Raw genomic sequence first — 17,284 nt, forward strand, 5'->3', positions numbered from 1 at the left:
TATGCAGACAATTAAAGAAACTATAGAAAATCTGCACGGCTCGCTGAGTGACTACATCGAGGCGACATACCACATTAGTGCCCCGTCATTGATTGCGCAGCGGCAACGTCTTCTTGAACGTGACGGCGTCATCCATCGCGTCCCATATCTTGAGTCGACGCCTAAGTATCAAGCGGGTGATACATTCGGCTCAATCGTGGGACTGCCGCTGGCCGCACAGACACTCTTTTCACGACTGAGTTCTCCGAGCGAAGGCCTACCCCGGTTGATCTACGATCCTCCGTACAAGCACCAGGCGGAGTCGCTTCGTCACAATCTCATCGACGGAAAGAACTTGGTCATCATGACCGGGACAGGTTCGGGAAAGACGGAATCTTTCCTTCTTCCGATCCTGGGCAAGTTTGCGCAGGAGGCGCAAACGCGTCCCAGTGTCTTCGCTGAGCAGCCCGCGATGCGGGCGCTGATCATGTATCCGATGAATGCGCTCGTAAACGACCAGTTGGGGCGACTTCGCGCCTTGCTGGGCGACCCGCGCCTCGTCAGTTCCTTCAAGGAGTGGTGTGGCCGCCCACCTCGATTTGCCCGATATACAAGCCGGACCCCATATGCGGGCATTCGCACGTCGAAGAAGGATTCGTCGCGACTACAATCCTTCGACAGCTTCTACGTCGACGTGCTCAGGCGTGCGGACAGCAATGATGCTGAAGAAAAGGCACAAGCTGTTGAGTTGCTGACCGCCTTGAAGGACCGCGGCAAATGGCCAGCAAAACCCGATCTGGAAGCCTGGTTCGGGCAAAAGGGCAGCGCCTGGCAAGACCGGAAGACGGGAGAGTTCGTCAGGGCGGTTACGCTGCCCGACGACTCCGAACTTCTGACGCGACACGAAGTCCATGCGGCACCGCCTGACCTGCTCGTCACGAACTACTCGATGCTCGAATACATGCTCATGCGGCCGATTGAGCGAGCAATCTTTGACAGGACACGTGAGTGGCTTACTGACAACCCGAACGAGACCTTTCTGGTGGTGCTCGATGAAGCGCACCTCTATCGCGGTGCCGCCGGCGCAGAAGTGGGATTGCTGCTAAGACGGTTGCGGGACCGGATCGGTGTCCCGGAAGACCGTTTCCGGATTATCTGCGCGACGGCGAGTTTCAAAGATGCTGACTATGCCCCGGCGTTTGGATCGCAGCTCTCCGGCGTCCCGGCTCATACCTTCGTTCCAATCGAAGGCACACTCGATCTTAAGGAAGGTGTCGGGAAAGGAACGTCGGAGGACGCCGAAGCCCTTTCCGGGATTGATCTGAGTGCATTCTACGAGGCGGATACCGACGATGCCAAGCTGGCATTGATCATGCCGTTGCTTGATTATCGAGGCATCACGGGTGCGGAATCAACCGAGCGTGGGCTCTTTGATGCATTAAAATCGTTCCCTGCAATGTGCGCACTGATCAATGCGACGATGAAAGAAGCAAGGCCCATCGCCGAACTTGGCGCTTTTCTGTTTGCCGACGATGTTCCTGCCAAAACGGCCGACGAAGCCGTTACTGTTCTGATGGCGCTTGGTAGCGTTGCAAGGCCGGAACCAAGCCTGCCCGGACTGCTGCCCTGCCGCATTCACAACTTCTTTCGGGGCTTGCCTGGTCTTTGGGTCTGTATGGACCCAAACTGCAGCGAACTATCTGAGGATCAACGTGATGGCATCTGCGGGAAGATGTATTCACAGCCGTTAGAAGAATGCGGTTGTGGAGCCCGGGTGCTTGAGTTGTTCACCTGCCGAAACTGCGGAACCGCATACGCTCGCGCCTATACCGACGACGTGGATTCTCCGCGCGCGCTCTGGTCCGAGCCGGGAGAGCAGTTGCGCATGGCGAGTGGCGAAACGAGCCCGTTGTTGCCTATCGACTTGCTTCTTGAGCAGCCTGCACACGACGATGGCGCCGAACCTGCCGACTACGATCTGGAAACTGGGCAACTGAATCCGAACTCCCCCGGACCGCGCATGCGAACGATTTTCATCCGTCAGGATCGACTCAACGATACCGCCGACGATGAAAACGAGAACGACAACAGTTTCGAGTCACGTGGTCAGTTCACTCCGTGTGCGGTTTGCGGGAAGACGGCTCGCTTTGGGCGAAGCTATGTGCAGGACCATCAAACCAAGGGTGACCAGCCCTTTCAGGCATTACTCGCGCGACAAATCCAAATTCAGCCTCCAGGGCCAAAGGAAGCGACAGCATTTGCTCCTCTCCGCGGCCGCAAAGTGCTCGCCTTCTCGGACTCCCGACAAGTGGCAGCTCGACTTGCACCAAATCTGCAAATGTATTCCGAGCGAGATTCTCTTCGCCCCCTGATCATCAGCGGCTTCAATTGGCTCAAGGAACAGGACGCAATTCGTCCGCACCTAAATCTCGACGACCTATATTTTGGTGTGTTGCTTGCCTCCAAACGCCTGAACGTGCGCCTGCGTCCGGAAATGCGTGGCGGGGAAAATTTTGATGCTGAAGAAGTTGTGGACGAGGCGGTCCGCCAGGATGAGTTGGAAGATCCGTCGACGCTGTTGAGCCTGCTGTTGGAAATTCGGGCGCACCGTCCGCCAGAGTCGCTGCTTAGCAGCATGCTGACAACCTTGACCCACAGGTTTTGGGGGATGGAATCGTTGGCACTCGCAACTTTGAAAGAAAGCGATCGCCACACCACGAAGATACTGGGCCTGCCTCCGATACCGGGGTTCGCTGAGACCGACGAGGCCAAACTTGCGATCGCGCGCTACTGGTTGCGGTGCTGGAGTAACAATGGCTTCAGGCTTGCGCAGATGCCGGGCACCTGGACTAATCGCCCACCATCAGAAGGCTTTCGGGTTAAGCCGCGAAACCCGAAAGCCAAGATCAAGGCGATCGAATCCGTCATCGACGACAAGGCGGCCAAGAAGGTCTTTTGGGATAGCTGGTCGCCGGAACTGCTCAAGTGGTTCACGCAATCGGTAGAGAGTGGGTATCGTTGCTTGAACGGTAGCGAGCTTTCGCTTCAGTTTGATGGAGCCTGGGTGCATTGCTCAAGTTGCAAGTCAGTCCACCGTCCTATCCCCGGCATTGAAAGCTGTCTGGACTGCGGAAGCGATACCGTGTCCGCCCTTGATCCAGATGCCGATCGGGTCTTTCTCGCGCGCAAGGGTTTTTATCGCAAACCGGTTACGCAGGCCCTTGAGAACCCGCCAATGGCACTCATCGCCGCTGAGCACACTGCCCAACTTAACGCGCCCCAAAACGAAGATGTTTTCTCCAAGGCTGAAGAAAATGAACTCTTGTTCCAGGATATCGCGCTGAGCGGAAGCGGCCTTGGCGGGCGTTCCACCGCTATCGACATTCTATCCAGCACGACGACCATGGAAGTCGGGATCGACCTGGGAGCCTTGTCAGGCGTGGCCCTAAGGAACATGCCACCCGGGCGCGCCAACTATCAGCAGCGGGCAGGCCGCGCAGGTCGCCGCGGCAATGCCGTGGCCACGGTCGTCGCGTTCGGAAGCGCAGACAGCCACGATGAACACTATTTCTCCGAGCCCGACGAGATGATCCGGGGCGATGTCGTCGACCCGAAACTGACATTGGACAACCCTGAGATCGCGCGCCGCCATATCCGAGCGTTCCTCTTGCAGAGCTATCACCAGGATCGTCTTCCGATCATCGACCCGGAGCAGCCGCACGATCTGTTTTCGGTTCTCGGAAGCGTTTCAAGCTTCCGGGCGGCGGACTCGCTCTTGAATCGCGACGACTTCGCAGTGTGGCTCGCCAACAACGAGGAGGCGTTGAGGACCCGCATAGCCGGTTGGATTCCTGAGCAGCTATCCGAAGACGATCGGGCTCTACTCCTCGGTGAGCTCGTGAAGGATTGCCTTCAAGCTGTCGACGAGGCCATCGCCCCTGGTCCCGGCGAAGAGGATGAGACCGAAGATGGAGAGGACGACGATACCGCCGGTGATGAAGAAGCAGCTGAGGAAGGAGAAGAACAACCGCAGCAGGCTTCTACCCCCGGCAAGATGCTGGATCGCCTCCTGTACTGCGGGAAGCTGCCCCGCTACGCGTTTCCGACGGACGTCGCGACCTTTCACGTGTTCGATCGCGACCGATCCTCTCGGTACCGAAAGATCATGAAGTTCGCGCCCTCGCAAGGTTTGCCAATTGCTCTATCGCAATACGCGCCGGACAAACAGGTTTGGATTTCGGGCAAGTGTTATACGTCCGGTGCGGTTTACTCAGCTATGGAAAATGATCGGCGCCTCGCTTGGGAGAACAAGCGCCTGTACATGGAATGTAGCGAGTGCGGTTTTGCACGGACTTTTGGGGAAGGCGAAACGGTCCGTAGCCACGTCATGGACTGCAATGCATGTGGTGGCGAAGAAACGTTCGGGCCTGCCCGTTACTGGATGCGTCCTCCTGGGTTTGCGCATCCAATCGATGCCGAAGAGATGACTTCGCCTGATGAAATCCCTGAAACCAGCTATGCCACACGCGCAAAGTTGACAATGGGCACTCCGGGGGATGACGAGGGATGGATCGAAACCGATGACCGCATCCGCAGTCTGAGAACCAGGCGGCACTTGTTAGTGTCGAATACCGGGCCGCAGCAAGAAGGATACGACTATTGCGTCAGATGTGGCAGAATAGAAGCGAGCAACACTCCATCGCCAATTCTAGCTGCGCCTCACCCCAAGCCTTTTCCGGACGACGACGATAGGCGCATATGCGAAGGTTCTCGCACGAGCCGCCATCTGGTGCTTGGGACGGATTTCATTACGGACATCGCGTTGTTCTCGATGCGCGTGTCCGCACCGCTCAAGCTAAAGCCAGGCCACTATTCAACGGATGTCGCGTTGCGAACTGTCAGCGAAGCACTTGCCAAAGCCGCATGCCAGATACTGGAGATCGAGCCTGGCGAGTTAATGGCCGAGTATCGGCCGGCGCTTACTCCGGCCGGCAAGAGCGGGTTGGAAGCCGAGATCTTCCTCTATGACACACTTCCGGGCGGCGCGGGCTTTGCGAGTCAGTTTGCAGATCGCGGACTTGAGCTGTTCCAGCGCGCACTCCAGTTGCTAGAAAGCTGCCCCGAGGACTGTGACGCTTCGTGCTACCGCTGTTTGCGGAGCTTTAAGAACAAATTCGAACATCGCCTGCTCGACAGGCATGTGGGCGCTGAACTGCTGGAATATCTGCTGACAGGACAGAATCCCGGATTCAGCGCTGTACGCCTCAAGCGATCTACAGCCTTGTTGCTGAACGATCTCCTCCGGCGCGACGAGGGGATGGCGACATTCGAGGCTGGGCCAAAAATCGCCTATGGGAATGGAAAGGCAGTAACGGCTCCAATTCTTGCTGAATGCAAAGGTCGGAAGTTCGTCATTGCACTCTCGGGGCCGTTGACGACAGGTCATCCCGCTGATCCGGCGATAGCTGAATTTCGCGACATCAGCACCGAGTATCAGGTTCTCGTCGAGAATGAACTCGTTGTTCGTGGCAACCTTCCAGCGGTGACGCGTGGCATCTATCAGCAAATTACTGGTCAGGGCGAATGAATGAAGCGTCTGCGCTGGAAGGGGAAAACGATCCGGTGCGGCGGCTCGAAATCATTGAAGAAGCGCTAAGGCCTCCTGAACCTCAATTGCTAGATACATGTGTCTTGCAAAACCTCGACTGGGTTGATCGCCAAATCGAGGAGCCGAAAGACACTTCTTGGTGCGATGAAGAGTACGCCGTTTTGTGTGGTCGCTTCGGACAGCAGTTGGCAGATGATCTCATCGATTTGGGCTACCTGTACAAGCAATTCGAATGGCGCGGTGGATACCCTTGGTTGGTATGCGAAACCAATTTCAAGGAAATAGGCCGTGCAAGAGGTACACACGCCGCCAGACTTAAAGACATAGTGACGTTCTTACATGGTCACCAAGATGATTGGGTACTGGACTCCTATGGCGGTTCAACTCCGCGGCTTCTGTGGCGAAAAGGCTTGAAATTTGTCTCCCCGCTGATGCTGAAAGGCCTCGGAATTAGCCGCCCTGAGCAGCTCTTCCAATCTGATGGCCCCCTTAGTTTTTTGCATGATGAAGGCGATAGACAGATCGCTGGCACAGCGATTTATGCGAATGTGCCCGCCGTTCTAACGACGGATAGGAGCACCTTCTGGAAATACCGAAACAATCTAAGTGACTTCGGATTGCTGGTGCTGCGGCCGTCCGAGCTCTTGCAGGGTTACGACGCTTATTGGGGAGCCGTCGATGAAGAGATGGAGCGTCGGAGATCGTATGAACAGCTATGAAATGGTCGTCCGTTGATTGAGATTGTAGGAGTAGGTGAGGGAAAAGAGCATGAAGCTGCGCTGCATTTGCGTAAGCAAGTGCTTGCCGTCTGGCCCGACCTCAGCCAGCACCCCGACGATCATGTGAAGATCTTCGTTGGGCTCAAGCTTTACGGACATCCGATCGAAGACATCGACCTTTTTGTTGTGGGGCAGTTCTCCGAGCCACGCGAGTTTGACATTGAGTTCAAATTCTATCCCCGTGAGGGCGAGCCATTCGTCCCGAGACGCGCTTCGGTGCGCAACTTCGCTCTTGTCATCGAAGCTAAGTCACACGACGCGACGGGGGTGAAATTTGACGATAAAGTCGCTTCGGTAAAGTACCCCAGAGGCTGGGAGTGCGTGACCGAGAAAGCTCGGCAGCAGGTATTTGAACTGAAGAAATATCTTGCGCGAAACGGCGTGCCGAAAATCTATCTCCAAGACTTGATTTTCTTTTCCGGACTCCGTGAATCCGATCTCCCCAAACGACCGCACAACTGCTTCGCCATCGACGCAAGCTTTGAACGCATTCTAAACATCTTGGGCCAGGTGTCGTCTCCGTCAAATAATAACCGACGGGTAACGCTAGGCTTCGGCTCGGAGGACGTTTTCGATTCTATAATCTCACCGGAAACCGCTTTGCTTCAGACCATGGAGCCGACGCCACTTGATCGCCGACGCATGGATCGCATTGTCAAGGCTGCACTGCCTGAGGCTTGGCTCGACGACCTGACAAACAGGCAAATCGTAGTCCGTGGTAGGGGTGGCGTTGGGAAGACCGTCATTCTTCTCCAGATGGCGTATCGCGCCTATGACAGCAATCGGATGCGGTCGCTCTTGCTGACGTACAACAAGGCACTTGTTGCCGACATGAGGCGTACGATGGCGCTGCTCGGAGTCCCTCACCAGATCGAAAAAGGCGGGATTCGAATTGAAACGGTGCACGCGTTCGTGGGTCGTCTTATGCTTGAACTCGGAATAATTGAAAACTACGATGGTTTTCTTGAGCGCTACGAGGAACACAAGGAAACATTGCTGGAGTACATTCGTAGCGGAGCGCTTTCCGGTGACGACCTTGAGAGCGTCTTTCAAGACCACGCCGATGACTTCGCTTGGGACACAATCTTTGTCGATGAAGGGCAAGATTGGCCGTCCAATGAGATCGACGTCCTGCGGGCGGTGTATCAACCAGAACGTATCGTTGTGGCCGACGGAGTCGATCAATATGTGCGAGCATCCGTAGCGGATTGGTCATCCGGGCTTGTACGGGAAAAATTGCGATCACGGCGGTTGCGGCGGTGTCTGAGGATGAAGGCCAATCTCGCGCATTTCGTGGCCGATTACGCCGACGCCCTTGGCCTTCAAAACTGGGACCTCGAACCAAATCCAGACGCCAATGGTGGCCGCGTCATCATCGTTGAAGGGGACATGGCAACCCAAACGGCACTGTTGAATCAAGTATTCGGTGAAGCTGCGGAACTTGGAAACTATCCTGTCGACTTGCTTGCCTGTGTACCGCCATCATTGGTGATCCGCGATGGGGAAGATGCATACTCAGTTCCTGGGCGGACCATTCGCCAGAATGGAGGTGCCGTCTGGGACGCATCATCGTCTGATGTCCGGGAGATTTACCCAACGGAGCGCGACGCATTGCGGATCGTGCAGTACGACTCCTGCCGCGGGCTCGAAGGGTGGACTGTGATCAACTATGCCTTCGATGACTTCTATGAATACAAATTCGACCAATGGTTGGCTTCGCCGCCGGATTTAGGGGGGCTATTTGAGTCTAAGGAGGAGTTGGCCGCAGCCTTTGCTACGCAGTGGATGATGATCCCTCTGACGCGGGCGATGGATACATTAGTCATAAATGTATCGCAGCGATCCTCAGTCGTGAAAGATGCACTTAGGAGTGTTCACAAACGACGGTCTGATTTTGTTGAGTGGGTCACATTGTAGGAGAATTTAAGAGCACGGGCGGTCTGGTCGCTGGTTTTGATTCTGTCAGCATGTCGTTGATCGCGCTCCGCCGCGTCTGCCGGTTAAGCGTGTAGTTGTTCCGCCTGAACTCAGCTCCTTCAAGTAGTGCCTTCACGTAACCCGACACGGTGTCAGCGGCCATGATCAAGGTCGAGTCCAGCGTGTGAATGTATTTGCTCGTGACGGATCCTTTGGCGTGTCCGACGAAGGCGGCAAGCCGACGAATTTCTCCCGCCACGCTGCTAAGTACAATCACAGCATCTAGTCAGTTAATTCCTGCGTCGCCGAGCAGATCACCCATCGAATTGTTGGGTGTGGGTGTCCAACTCACGAGGCGGTCAGCGATGGTGCAGATGCAGCGTGCGAACGCAACGCGTGCACGTTGAATGTCGACTGCATGGTCGGGTTCGCCAGTGTGTACGATTGAACTGCGAGCATAGTAGATCGCCTCAACGCTGCTTTGATACGCATCAACGCCCGGCACGCCCTTCATGCAGATGCCTACTCGGCGGCTGAGTCTCTTTGCGATGTTTGGGGCATACTGATCGGTGAGCAAGGTCTCGAACGCTACCGCGAGAGCTACGATTGCCTCGGCTTCATTGGCCCGTGCGCTGAAGGACTGTCGAAACCAGTCTATGGCCGTGACAAGACGACGGTAGAGACGATTTTCGGCCTTGGAACCTGAAGTGAGATTTACATGGAGGAAGTAGCCACGCTCAATGGCTTTCAGCGCGCGAGTAACGTGTGCACCGAGCCGTTTCATCCGGTTTGTCGTCAGGGCCTGCGTTGATAAGCTGGCAGAAATATCTGAAAGCCGCGCGAGATCCAGAGCGGATAGATTCATTGGAACCCGCCTGACTTCAATGCGCCGACCATTAATCGCTTCTCCGATGAAATAGTGCGCGATATCGAGCGTCTCAAAGTTGTTGACGAAGGCGGACGAGCGGTGTCGGTCCAACGGACCTGCCGTCTCCACAGCCAAAGTGTGCAACATCAAGATCTGTGCAGCTGCAATCCGGATCTTCAGCTCATAGACGAACTGGTTTTCGTACATGTCACCTGTGAAGGAAGTAATCCGCACCAATAGGAGCGGATTTCTCCCAAACCATTTTGCTGAGTAGGCAAAATGGCGTAGGTCCCATTTGTCGATGCGCTGCTTGATCCCGAGACCTCGAGCCATTCGCTGGACGCTCGCGGCTGCCGCGTCGAAGGAGTGGCTCTGTGTCGTAACGGCAAATCCCGCAGATCGAAAAATCGCATCAGCGCGAAGACTGCTCGTGCGCGACAGGAATGACGGCATTTCCATACCAAAGCCGGTAAGTGGGTAGAGTACGAAACCAGGACGATCGGCTCGCGCAGCAGACAAGTTTGCGATCACCTGTTTGGCGGTGTTTCCAGCGCCGGTCTTAGCTACATGCAGTATTGCATCGTCGAGAAGTGATCGCCCGATGTAGATTTCGTTGGACCACAGCTTCCTCGCCAGCGCGATACGCAGCTGTACGATATGATACTCAATGGCTCTCCGGTCTTGATCAGAGATCTTCTTTTCATCTGTGACCAGTTCTTCGACACCGTCGAATTGAGCTAGAAGGTTGTGTTTCGCCTTAAGAAAATCGTCTGACGCCTTTAGTTTTTTCCCTAGAGGGATGCTCAAATTTGTGAGATCGACTGTCATGCATCTAGCTCTTTAAGGCCTAGCTCGATCTATGCCAGAAATAGTTCCAAAGTTCAGCCATTTAAGTGGGCTATACATCACGATTAAAAAATTCTGGCTTACGGTTCGGCGTGACTACATCGAAATCGCGATAGTGACTGATGTCTCGATGACCCTCGTCTAGGATGCCGTCGTCGGTCGCGCGTCGATCAGCATATCGTTGATTGCGCTCCGCCGTGTCTGTCGGTCAAGCGTGTACGTGTTTCGCCTGAACTCGACTCCTTCGAGCAACGCTTTCACGTAGCCCGATACTGTATCGGCGGCCATGATAAGGGTCGAATCCAACGTGTGGACATACTTGCTTGTTACCGAACCCTTGGCATGACCAATTAGTGCGGCGATGGTGATTTCGGTGAAGCCGAGGTCATTGGCGACGCTGGCGAAGCTGTGCCGCAAGACATGGGGCGTGACATCCCAGAGCGGAGTGTCGGCGAAGAGCTTCTTCCAACTTTGCGGAAAGTTCCCGATGGCGTTGTCCTCACCTTGACCGGGAAAGACATAGGTCCCCTCCCGCTTAAGGCGCGCGGACTCAAGATAGTCGATGACCGGTAAGCCGACTGGTCGCACAGATGCACCTTCCTTGCTGTCTTTCAGACGCAGGCAACTGCCTTCGATATCGACCTCGCTCCACCGCAGACTGATGATCTCGCCACGCCTACAGCCGGTCAGGGCGATGAGACGGAGGATCTCGGCGTGGATGCCGAAGTGGCTGTCATGCTGCACGTCCTTAAGAATGCGACCCAGCGTCCGGTACTCCGCTTCACTCAGTCGTCGGTCCCGCACCTTGTATCGCGGCTTCTTCAGGCCGTGGGTCGGGTTCTGGTCGATGATCCCGGTTTCGATTGCGTAGGTGAAGATGCCGCCGAGAAGGCCCATAGTGCGGATGGCAGTGCCAGGTCCGCCGCGCACGATCGCTTTGCCACGCAGCTTCTCCGTCTTCATCACGACGCGCGTCTTTCCGGCGATGATGTCCTTCATCAGGTTGTTCATGTCCGGTTTGGTGATGTCCTTGATCCTCCGCGTACCAAGCAACGGGATAATGTGTCGGCGGATGCGACCGACGTCTGTCGCGACGGTGGTCGCCTTCTTGGGCCGGCCGCCTTTCCCGAGAACAAGGCCTGCTTCCATGTCGGCGATGTACTGTTCGCAGAGCTCGCGAACGGTCACCGCACGGCGTTCCTCTTCTCTTTCGGCAGCGGGGTCTTCTCCCTGAGCGATCTGGCCAAGCAATGCCTTTGCTTCACGGCGAGCAGTTTCGGGTGTCCAAACACCATGGAGTCCGATCGTGTAGCGCCGCGAGCGACCTTTCGCTCTGTACTGGATGAGATAGCTACGCTTCCCAGAGGGATAGACACGAAGACCGAAACCCGGCAGTTCGTCGTCCCAGACAACGTGGCCTTTGCTCTGCGGCTCGACTGCCTCGACAAACCGTTTGGTTAGTTTGGTCATGCTCCCATCCCTCGGAAGCCTCGATTTCGAGTAAGCACCACGCAAGCACGCGGAAGGAAATCAAGGCGTATTCTCGGATAGAGACTTCGGAGCTCCGCTTCTGAAAGGCAATAAATTTCAGTATGTTATCGTGCTCTAGCGTACCCTATCGTGCAATTCGGATGGGTCCTTAAACCAGCTCCGAAGGCAGAGGCCAGAGGTTCGAATCCTCTTGGGTCCGCCATTTCTAAATCAAACTGCTGTGATATCTGCCTTAATGAGCCAGTGATATGAGCGATGTGCTTTGATGCATCCTCGGTCGTGTTTTTTGGCGAAGGTAGATGTCAAAAACCGGGAGCGGTAGCTGATAGCTGTGCCGATCTCATGCTCCGGCCAGCAGGATCAACGCTGTTCGGGCGCCGTGCCCGGTGACGCTTCACCGTCGCAAACTTTTTGATCCTCGCCCTAGCGTCATATGTCAGGATACTTTCTCCAGGCACCGCGCGGGCCAACAAAAAGGCACCCGAAGGTGCCTTGCCGTGCCTTGTGATCAGCCGCCCCAGCTTCGCACCGCGCCACAATCCATATGGACGAAGTTTGATCGGGAATACTTTCCGACGCCTCCGGCCCGACAGGCCGCTGCGGCGCGTGCCATCTGGGACACCGACCGCGAGGTCAGGCGCAAATCTGCGGCCTGGCCTTTGAGGTGAAGGGAATTCTTGGCAACGCCGCCGGATCTGCGTCGCAGCATCGCATTGGTGCGCGGGCTGCGATAGCCCGAGAGCAGCATGTAAGGTTCGTTGGCATCCATCAGATTGTGAGCCGCGGCCATGATATCGACCATGCGGAGATCCATGGATTTGACATCGTCGGTCCGCCAATCGCGCATGAAGTGATTTACTTCCCGCACCGCGTCCTTGATGTATTTCCCTTCGATCCAGTAGATCATGTCGATCCGCTCGCCCGTGCGTCCCGAATACATTCTGATCCGCCGGATATCGCCTGCTCCGCGAAGAAAGCCCGCTGCATTTGCGAAAGTTGGTGCTGCAGCGACCGCCGTTGCTGCAAATGCGCCCAGAAGAGCGCGCCGGGATAAACCCGTAGAGCCAGTCTCTTTCATATCACTGCGTCGTCCCGTACGCTAAAAGTCCTGCCTGTGCACGATGTTACGTGCGTTTTCATCCATCCCCAGATGCATGGTTTGTATGCCACACCTCGAATCGTCATCCAAGAATTGATTTGTGCGACTTTTATGTAACAAACACTTTGGGCGAAAATCCGCTCATACTTCGGCATTTATGGGGGCGTGGTCGGTTTTTGACTGATAGATGCGCCGTCGCATCAGAAAGGTCAGGGTTTCCGGACTGGAGCAATTGTGAATGGACTTCGAAGGTGGGACCAAAGACTGTGTGAGTCGCAACGATAAGTGTAAATTTTACAGGGACATGCCGATGCCCACGCTGATTTCTTTCCGATTGACCTTGTTTGGCTGGCTTGCAGCACTTCTAGTCGGCTCGTGGGCGTTTTCAACACCCGCCGATGCGCAGGTGACGGCCCTGAAACAGGCCATCGCCGAAGCGGCGGCAAAGGATGACGATATCGCGGCCTTTTACCGTGCAAACGGGTATCAGCCGATTTGGACCGGGCAGGGCGACAAGGATCATGCGCGCCGCAAGGCGCTGATGTCCGCGCTTGCATCTGCCACGGATCACGGTCTGCCGGACACACGTTACGATGCCGAGGGTCTGATGCAGCGGATGAAGGCCGCTCGGACAACACGCGAGCTGGGACAGCTCGAAGTGGAGATCAGCCGGGTTTTTCTGCAATATGCGCGCGATGTGCAGACCGGTCTTCTGGTGCCGTCCCGCGTGGATGCGGGCATCGTCCGCAAGATCCCTTACCGGGATCGCCTCTCCTACCTGGTGAATTTCACGAAAAGCGCGCCCTCGACTTTCATGAAGGCGCTGCCGCCTAAGACGCGTGAATATACGGCCCTGATGAAGCAGAAACTTCGAATGGAGCGCGCCCTGGCGCAAGGCGGATGGGGCGCCCCCGTGCCCGCCAATGCCCTGAAACCGGGCGAAAGCGGCAGTGCTGTTGTGGCACTCCGCAACCGGCTGATCGCGATGGGATACATGCGCCGCAGCGCGACACAATATTATGACGCCGATATTCAGAAAGCGGTTCAGGAATTTCAGTTGCGTCACGGGCTGACACCGGACGGTGTTGCCGGCGCATCGACGATGGTCGAGATCAACATGTCCGTTGAAACACGCCTTCAATCCGTGCTTGTCGCGATGGAGCGGGAGCGCTGGCTTAATCGGGAGCGGGGGGAGCGTCATATCCTCGTCAACCTGACGGATTTCACGGCAAAGGTGATCGACAAGGACAAGGTCACGTTTGAGACACGCTCCGTGATCGGCCACCGGGATCTTGACCGTCGCAGCCCCGAGTTCTCGGACGTGATGGAGTTCATGGTCATCAACCCCAGCTGGTACGTGCCACGGTCGATCATCACGAAGGAATATCTGCCGGCGCTGCAACGCAATCGGAACGCCGTGCGCCATCTTGAGATTACCGACAGCCGGGGGCGGAAGGTGAACCGGAACGCCGTCAACTTCTCACGCTACACCGCGCGGACATTTCCCTATGCCATGCGGCAGCCGCCCAGCCGGGGCAACGCGCTGGGTCTGGTGAAATTCATGTTCCCGAACAAGTACAATATCTACCTGCACGACACGCCGGCCAAGAACCTCTTTGGGCGTGAAGTGCGGGCCTATTCGCATGGCTGCGTGCGGCTGGCGGATCCCTTTGATTTCGCCTACGCGCTGCTGGCCAAGCAGACATCCGATCCCGAGGGCTATTTTCAGGGCATCCTGAAGACTGGGCGTGAGACCAAGGTGAACCTGGAAGAACCCGTTCCCGTGCACCTGATCTACCGTACGGCCTTTACCACTGCGAAGGGCGAGATGGAGTATCGCCGCGACATCTATGGACGGGACGCCAAGATCTGGGCGGCTCTCAGCCAGGCAGGGGTGGCCCTGCGCGGACTTCGGGGGTAAATCAGGCGCCGAAGTGAGGGCGCCCGTCATGACATCATACACAATCGCCGAGATCGCAGCGTCGCTGGGCGCGGATGCGCAAGGGGATCTTTCGCTGAAGATCGAGGGAGCCGCCGAGCCCGCTCTGGCGAGCCCAACCGATCTGGCCCTGGCCATGTCGCCCGCATACGGGGAAAAGCTGTCCGATGGGGCGGCGCGGGCCGCGATCCTGTGGCAGGGCGCGGACTGGCAGGCCCTGGGCCTGGCCGCTGCGATTTTCCCACGCAGACCACGCTATGCGATGGCTGGACTGACCGCGGCCCTTGATCCGGGGCAGGGATATCCGACAGGTTTCCACCCTTCGGCCGTGATTGACCCGACCGCCCAGATCGGTGCCGATGTGACCGTGGGTCCGCTCGCCGTGATCGGGCCGCGTGCCCGGATCGGCGCAGGCGCGGTGGTTGGCCCTCTCTGTCACGTGGGCGCGGATACGACGCTTGGTGCAGGGGCGCTTTTGCGGGAAAATGCAAGCATCGGCGCGCGCTGCACGATCGGCGACCGCTTTATCGCCCAGCCGGGCGCGCGCGTCGGCGGAGACGGCTTCTCTTACGTCACGCCCGAGGAATCGGCGGTTGAGCGTGCCCGCGGCTCTCTGGGCGATCAGGGAGAGATCAACGCCCAGTCCTATGTGCGCATTCACTCCCTGGGGGCGGTGACCATCGGGGATGATGTCGAAATTGGCAGCAACGCGGCGATAGACAACGGCACGATCCGCGATACCGTGATCGGAGACCGCTCAAAACTCGATAATCTGGCGCATATTGCGCATAATGTGGAACTTGGCCCCGACTGTCTGATCTGTGGTCAGGTCGGGATCGCGGGATCGGTCAAGGTGGGCCGCAACGTCGTGATGGGCGGGCAATGCGGCGTCAGCGACAATATCACCATCGGCGACAACGTCATTCTGGGCGGCGGCAGTGGCGTGCTTTCCAACGTGCCCGCGGGTCGCGTGATGCTGGGCTATCCGGCCACGAAAATGGACAGCCAGGTGGAAAGCTACAAGGCCCTCCGACGCCTGCCGCGGGTGCTCCGCGACGTTGCGGCGCTCCAAAAGGCTGTTTTCAAACGCGACGCGAATGACTAAGTCTCCGCGCAGGATTGAGCCCCGGGGGAGCTGCCATGAGCGTGAAAGACAAGGTGATCGCAATCATCGCCGAACAGGCGGTTCTTGAGCCTTCGGATGTGACCCCGGACAGCACGCTTGAAGATCTGGGCATCGACAGTCTGGGGCTGGTGGAAAGCATCTTCGCGATCGAGGAGGAGTTCGACATCTCGATCCCGTTCAATGCGAACGATCCCACCGAAAGCGATTTCGACATAAGCAACGTCTCATCGATCATCACGGGGATCGAGAGACTTGTGTCCGAACAGGCCTGAACGCGGTGCCGCACGGATCGAAATAAATGAAACGCGTTGTCATCACAGGCGCGGGCACGATCAACGCCCTGGGCCATTCCGTCGCCGACACGCTCGACGCGATGCGCGAGGGGCGCTGCGGTATCGGTCCGCTTGAGTTTCGCGATGTCGACCGGCTTGCCATCAAGATCGGCGGCCAGGTGCGTGGTTTCGAGGCCGAAGGGCGGTTCAACCGTCAGCAGATGACGCTTTATGATCGATTTACACAGTTCACCCTGACCGCGGCGAAAGAGGCGATCACGCAATCCGGCATTGTCTTCAGCGGCGACGTCGCTGCCCGGTCCGGCGTGGTGCTGGGCACGGCAGGCGGCGGTGTCAGCACCTGGGATGACAACTACCGAAGCGTCTATGAGGACGGCAAGAACCGCGTTCATCCCTTCGTCGTGCCAAAGCTGATGAACAATGCCGCCGCCAGCCACGTGTCGATGGAGCACAACCTCAAGGGGCCGTCCTTTACCGTTTCGACGGCTTGTGCGTCGTCGAACCACGCGATGGCGCAGGCGTTCATGCTGGTGCGCAGCGGCATGGCCCCGGCGATGATCACCGGCGGGTCGGAATCGATGCTCTGTTTCGGCGGGGTCAAGGCCTGGGAAGGGCTGCGCGTGATGTCGAAGGATGCCTGCCGCCCCTTCAGTGCCAATAGAAACGGAATGGTGCAGGGCGAGGGGGCCGGGGTCTTCGTTTTCGAAGAATACGAACATGCCCGTGCCAGAGGCGCCGACATCCAGTGCGAAGTGGTCGGATACGCGATGTCATCGGACGCCGCAGATATCGTCATGCCGTCGAAACAGGGGGCGGCCCGCGCCATGTCGGGTGCGCTGGCCGATGGCGGCATCAACGCCGATCAGGTCGGCTATATCAATGCGCATGGAACCGGGACCGCGGCCAATGACAAAACCGAATGCGCGGCAGTGGCCGATGTTTTCGGACCGCACGCCGACAACCTTATGATCAGCTCAACCAAATCGATGCACGGGCATTTGATCGGTGGAACGGGCGCTGTCGAACTGCTGGCTTGTATCATGGCGCTGCGCGAAGGGGTGATCGCCCCCACCATCGGATATGAAGAGCCCGATCCGGAATGCGCGCTGGACGTCGTCCCCAATGCCGCGCGCGAGGCAAAGGTCGAGGTGGCGATTTCAAATGCCTTTGCATTCGGCGGGCTGAATGCTGTCCTGGCTTTGCGAAAGATCTGATAGCTAAGGCTGACCGTGCATGGACGCCGTCGCGACGTGCAAGACGCTCGTCATTCTGGGCCAAGTGGCCGGGAGGCTCAGCCGATGCCTGGCCCGGACCCTGCCCATAAAAAAGGCCGGCAGAC

Annotated in this window: 10 protein-coding genes; 7 read left to right on the forward strand and 3 right to left on the reverse strand. The window is 57.3% G+C overall.

The window, feature by feature from the left end; all coding sequences use genetic code 11:
* Position 1: 1 nt before the first annotated feature.
* From CFI11_RS11540 to CFI11_RS11550, 3 genes are read left to right on the forward strand one after another with little or no spacing between them, the layout of a single operon-like run.
* Positions 2–5,566, forward strand: a complete 5,565-nt coding sequence (locus CFI11_RS11540; RefSeq protein WP_130406069.1) for a DEAD/DEAH box helicase — start codon at positions 2–4, stop codon at positions 5,564–5,566.
* Entirely contained in the window at positions 5,563–6,306 is a 744-nt protein-coding gene (locus CFI11_RS11545) for a hypothetical protein (protein ID WP_130406071.1), read from the forward strand. Before CFI11_RS11540 ends, CFI11_RS11545 begins: the two co-directional genes overlap by 4 nt.
* 12 nt (positions 6,307–6,318) lie before the next feature.
* Positions 6,319–8,283, forward strand: a complete 1,965-nt coding sequence (locus tag CFI11_RS11550) for an AAA family ATPase (protein WP_130406073.1) — start codon at positions 6,319–6,321, stop codon at positions 8,281–8,283.
* A 286-nt stretch (positions 8,284–8,569) separates the two neighbouring features.
* On the opposite strand, the gene CFI11_RS24610 is transcribed toward CFI11_RS11550, so the two are convergent.
* From CFI11_RS24610 to CFI11_RS11570, 3 genes are all read right to left on the reverse strand, one after another.
* The gene (locus CFI11_RS24610; RefSeq protein ID WP_130406075.1) at positions 8,570–9,979 is read right to left on the reverse strand and encodes a HEPN domain-containing protein; all 1,410 of its coding nucleotides are present in this window, start codon (positions 9,977–9,979) and stop codon (positions 8,570–8,572) included.
* Positions 9,980–10,138: 159 nt separating this feature from the next.
* Positions 10,139–11,467 (reverse strand): site-specific integrase, encoded by a 1,329-nt coding sequence (locus CFI11_RS11565; protein ID WP_130406077.1) that lies wholly within the window; start codon positions 11,465–11,467, stop codon positions 10,139–10,141.
* 529 nt (positions 11,468–11,996) lie between these two features.
* Positions 11,997–12,566, reverse strand: coding sequence for a DUF882 domain-containing protein (locus CFI11_RS11570; RefSeq protein ID WP_130406079.1), 570 nt, complete (start codon positions 12,564–12,566; stop codon positions 11,997–11,999).
* A gap of 325 nt (positions 12,567–12,891) precedes the next feature.
* Here CFI11_RS11570 and CFI11_RS11575 point away from each other — a divergent pair, with 325 nt between their 5' ends.
* The 4 genes from CFI11_RS11575 to CFI11_RS11590 are packed head-to-tail and all read left to right on the forward strand — an operon-like array spanning position 12,892 to position 17,159.
* A complete protein-coding gene (locus CFI11_RS11575; protein WP_371687477.1) occupies positions 12,892–14,508 on the forward strand; it encodes a murein L,D-transpeptidase in 1,617 nt (538 codons plus the stop codon).
* A 28-nt stretch (positions 14,509–14,536) separates the two neighbouring features.
* Positions 14,537–15,631, forward strand: coding sequence for a UDP-3-O-(3-hydroxymyristoyl)glucosamine N-acyltransferase (lpxD, locus tag CFI11_RS11580; protein ID WP_130406083.1), 1,095 nt, complete (start codon positions 14,537–14,539; stop codon positions 15,629–15,631).
* Positions 15,632–15,666: 35 nt separating this feature from the next.
* On the forward strand, positions 15,667–15,924 hold the full coding sequence (locus CFI11_RS11585; protein WP_130406085.1) for an acyl carrier protein: 258 nt from the start codon (positions 15,667–15,669) through the stop codon (positions 15,922–15,924).
* Between the two features lie 26 nt (positions 15,925–15,950).
* Complete coding sequence (locus CFI11_RS11590; protein WP_130406087.1) at positions 15,951–17,159, forward strand: beta-ketoacyl synthase; 1,209 nt, start codon at positions 15,951–15,953, stop codon at positions 17,157–17,159.
* The last annotated feature ends 125 nt before the right edge of the window (positions 17,160–17,284 follow it).

Origin of the sequence: Thalassococcus sp. S3, assembly GCF_004216475.1 — a bacterium.
Taxonomy (GTDB): Bacteria; Pseudomonadota; Alphaproteobacteria; order Rhodobacterales; family Rhodobacteraceae.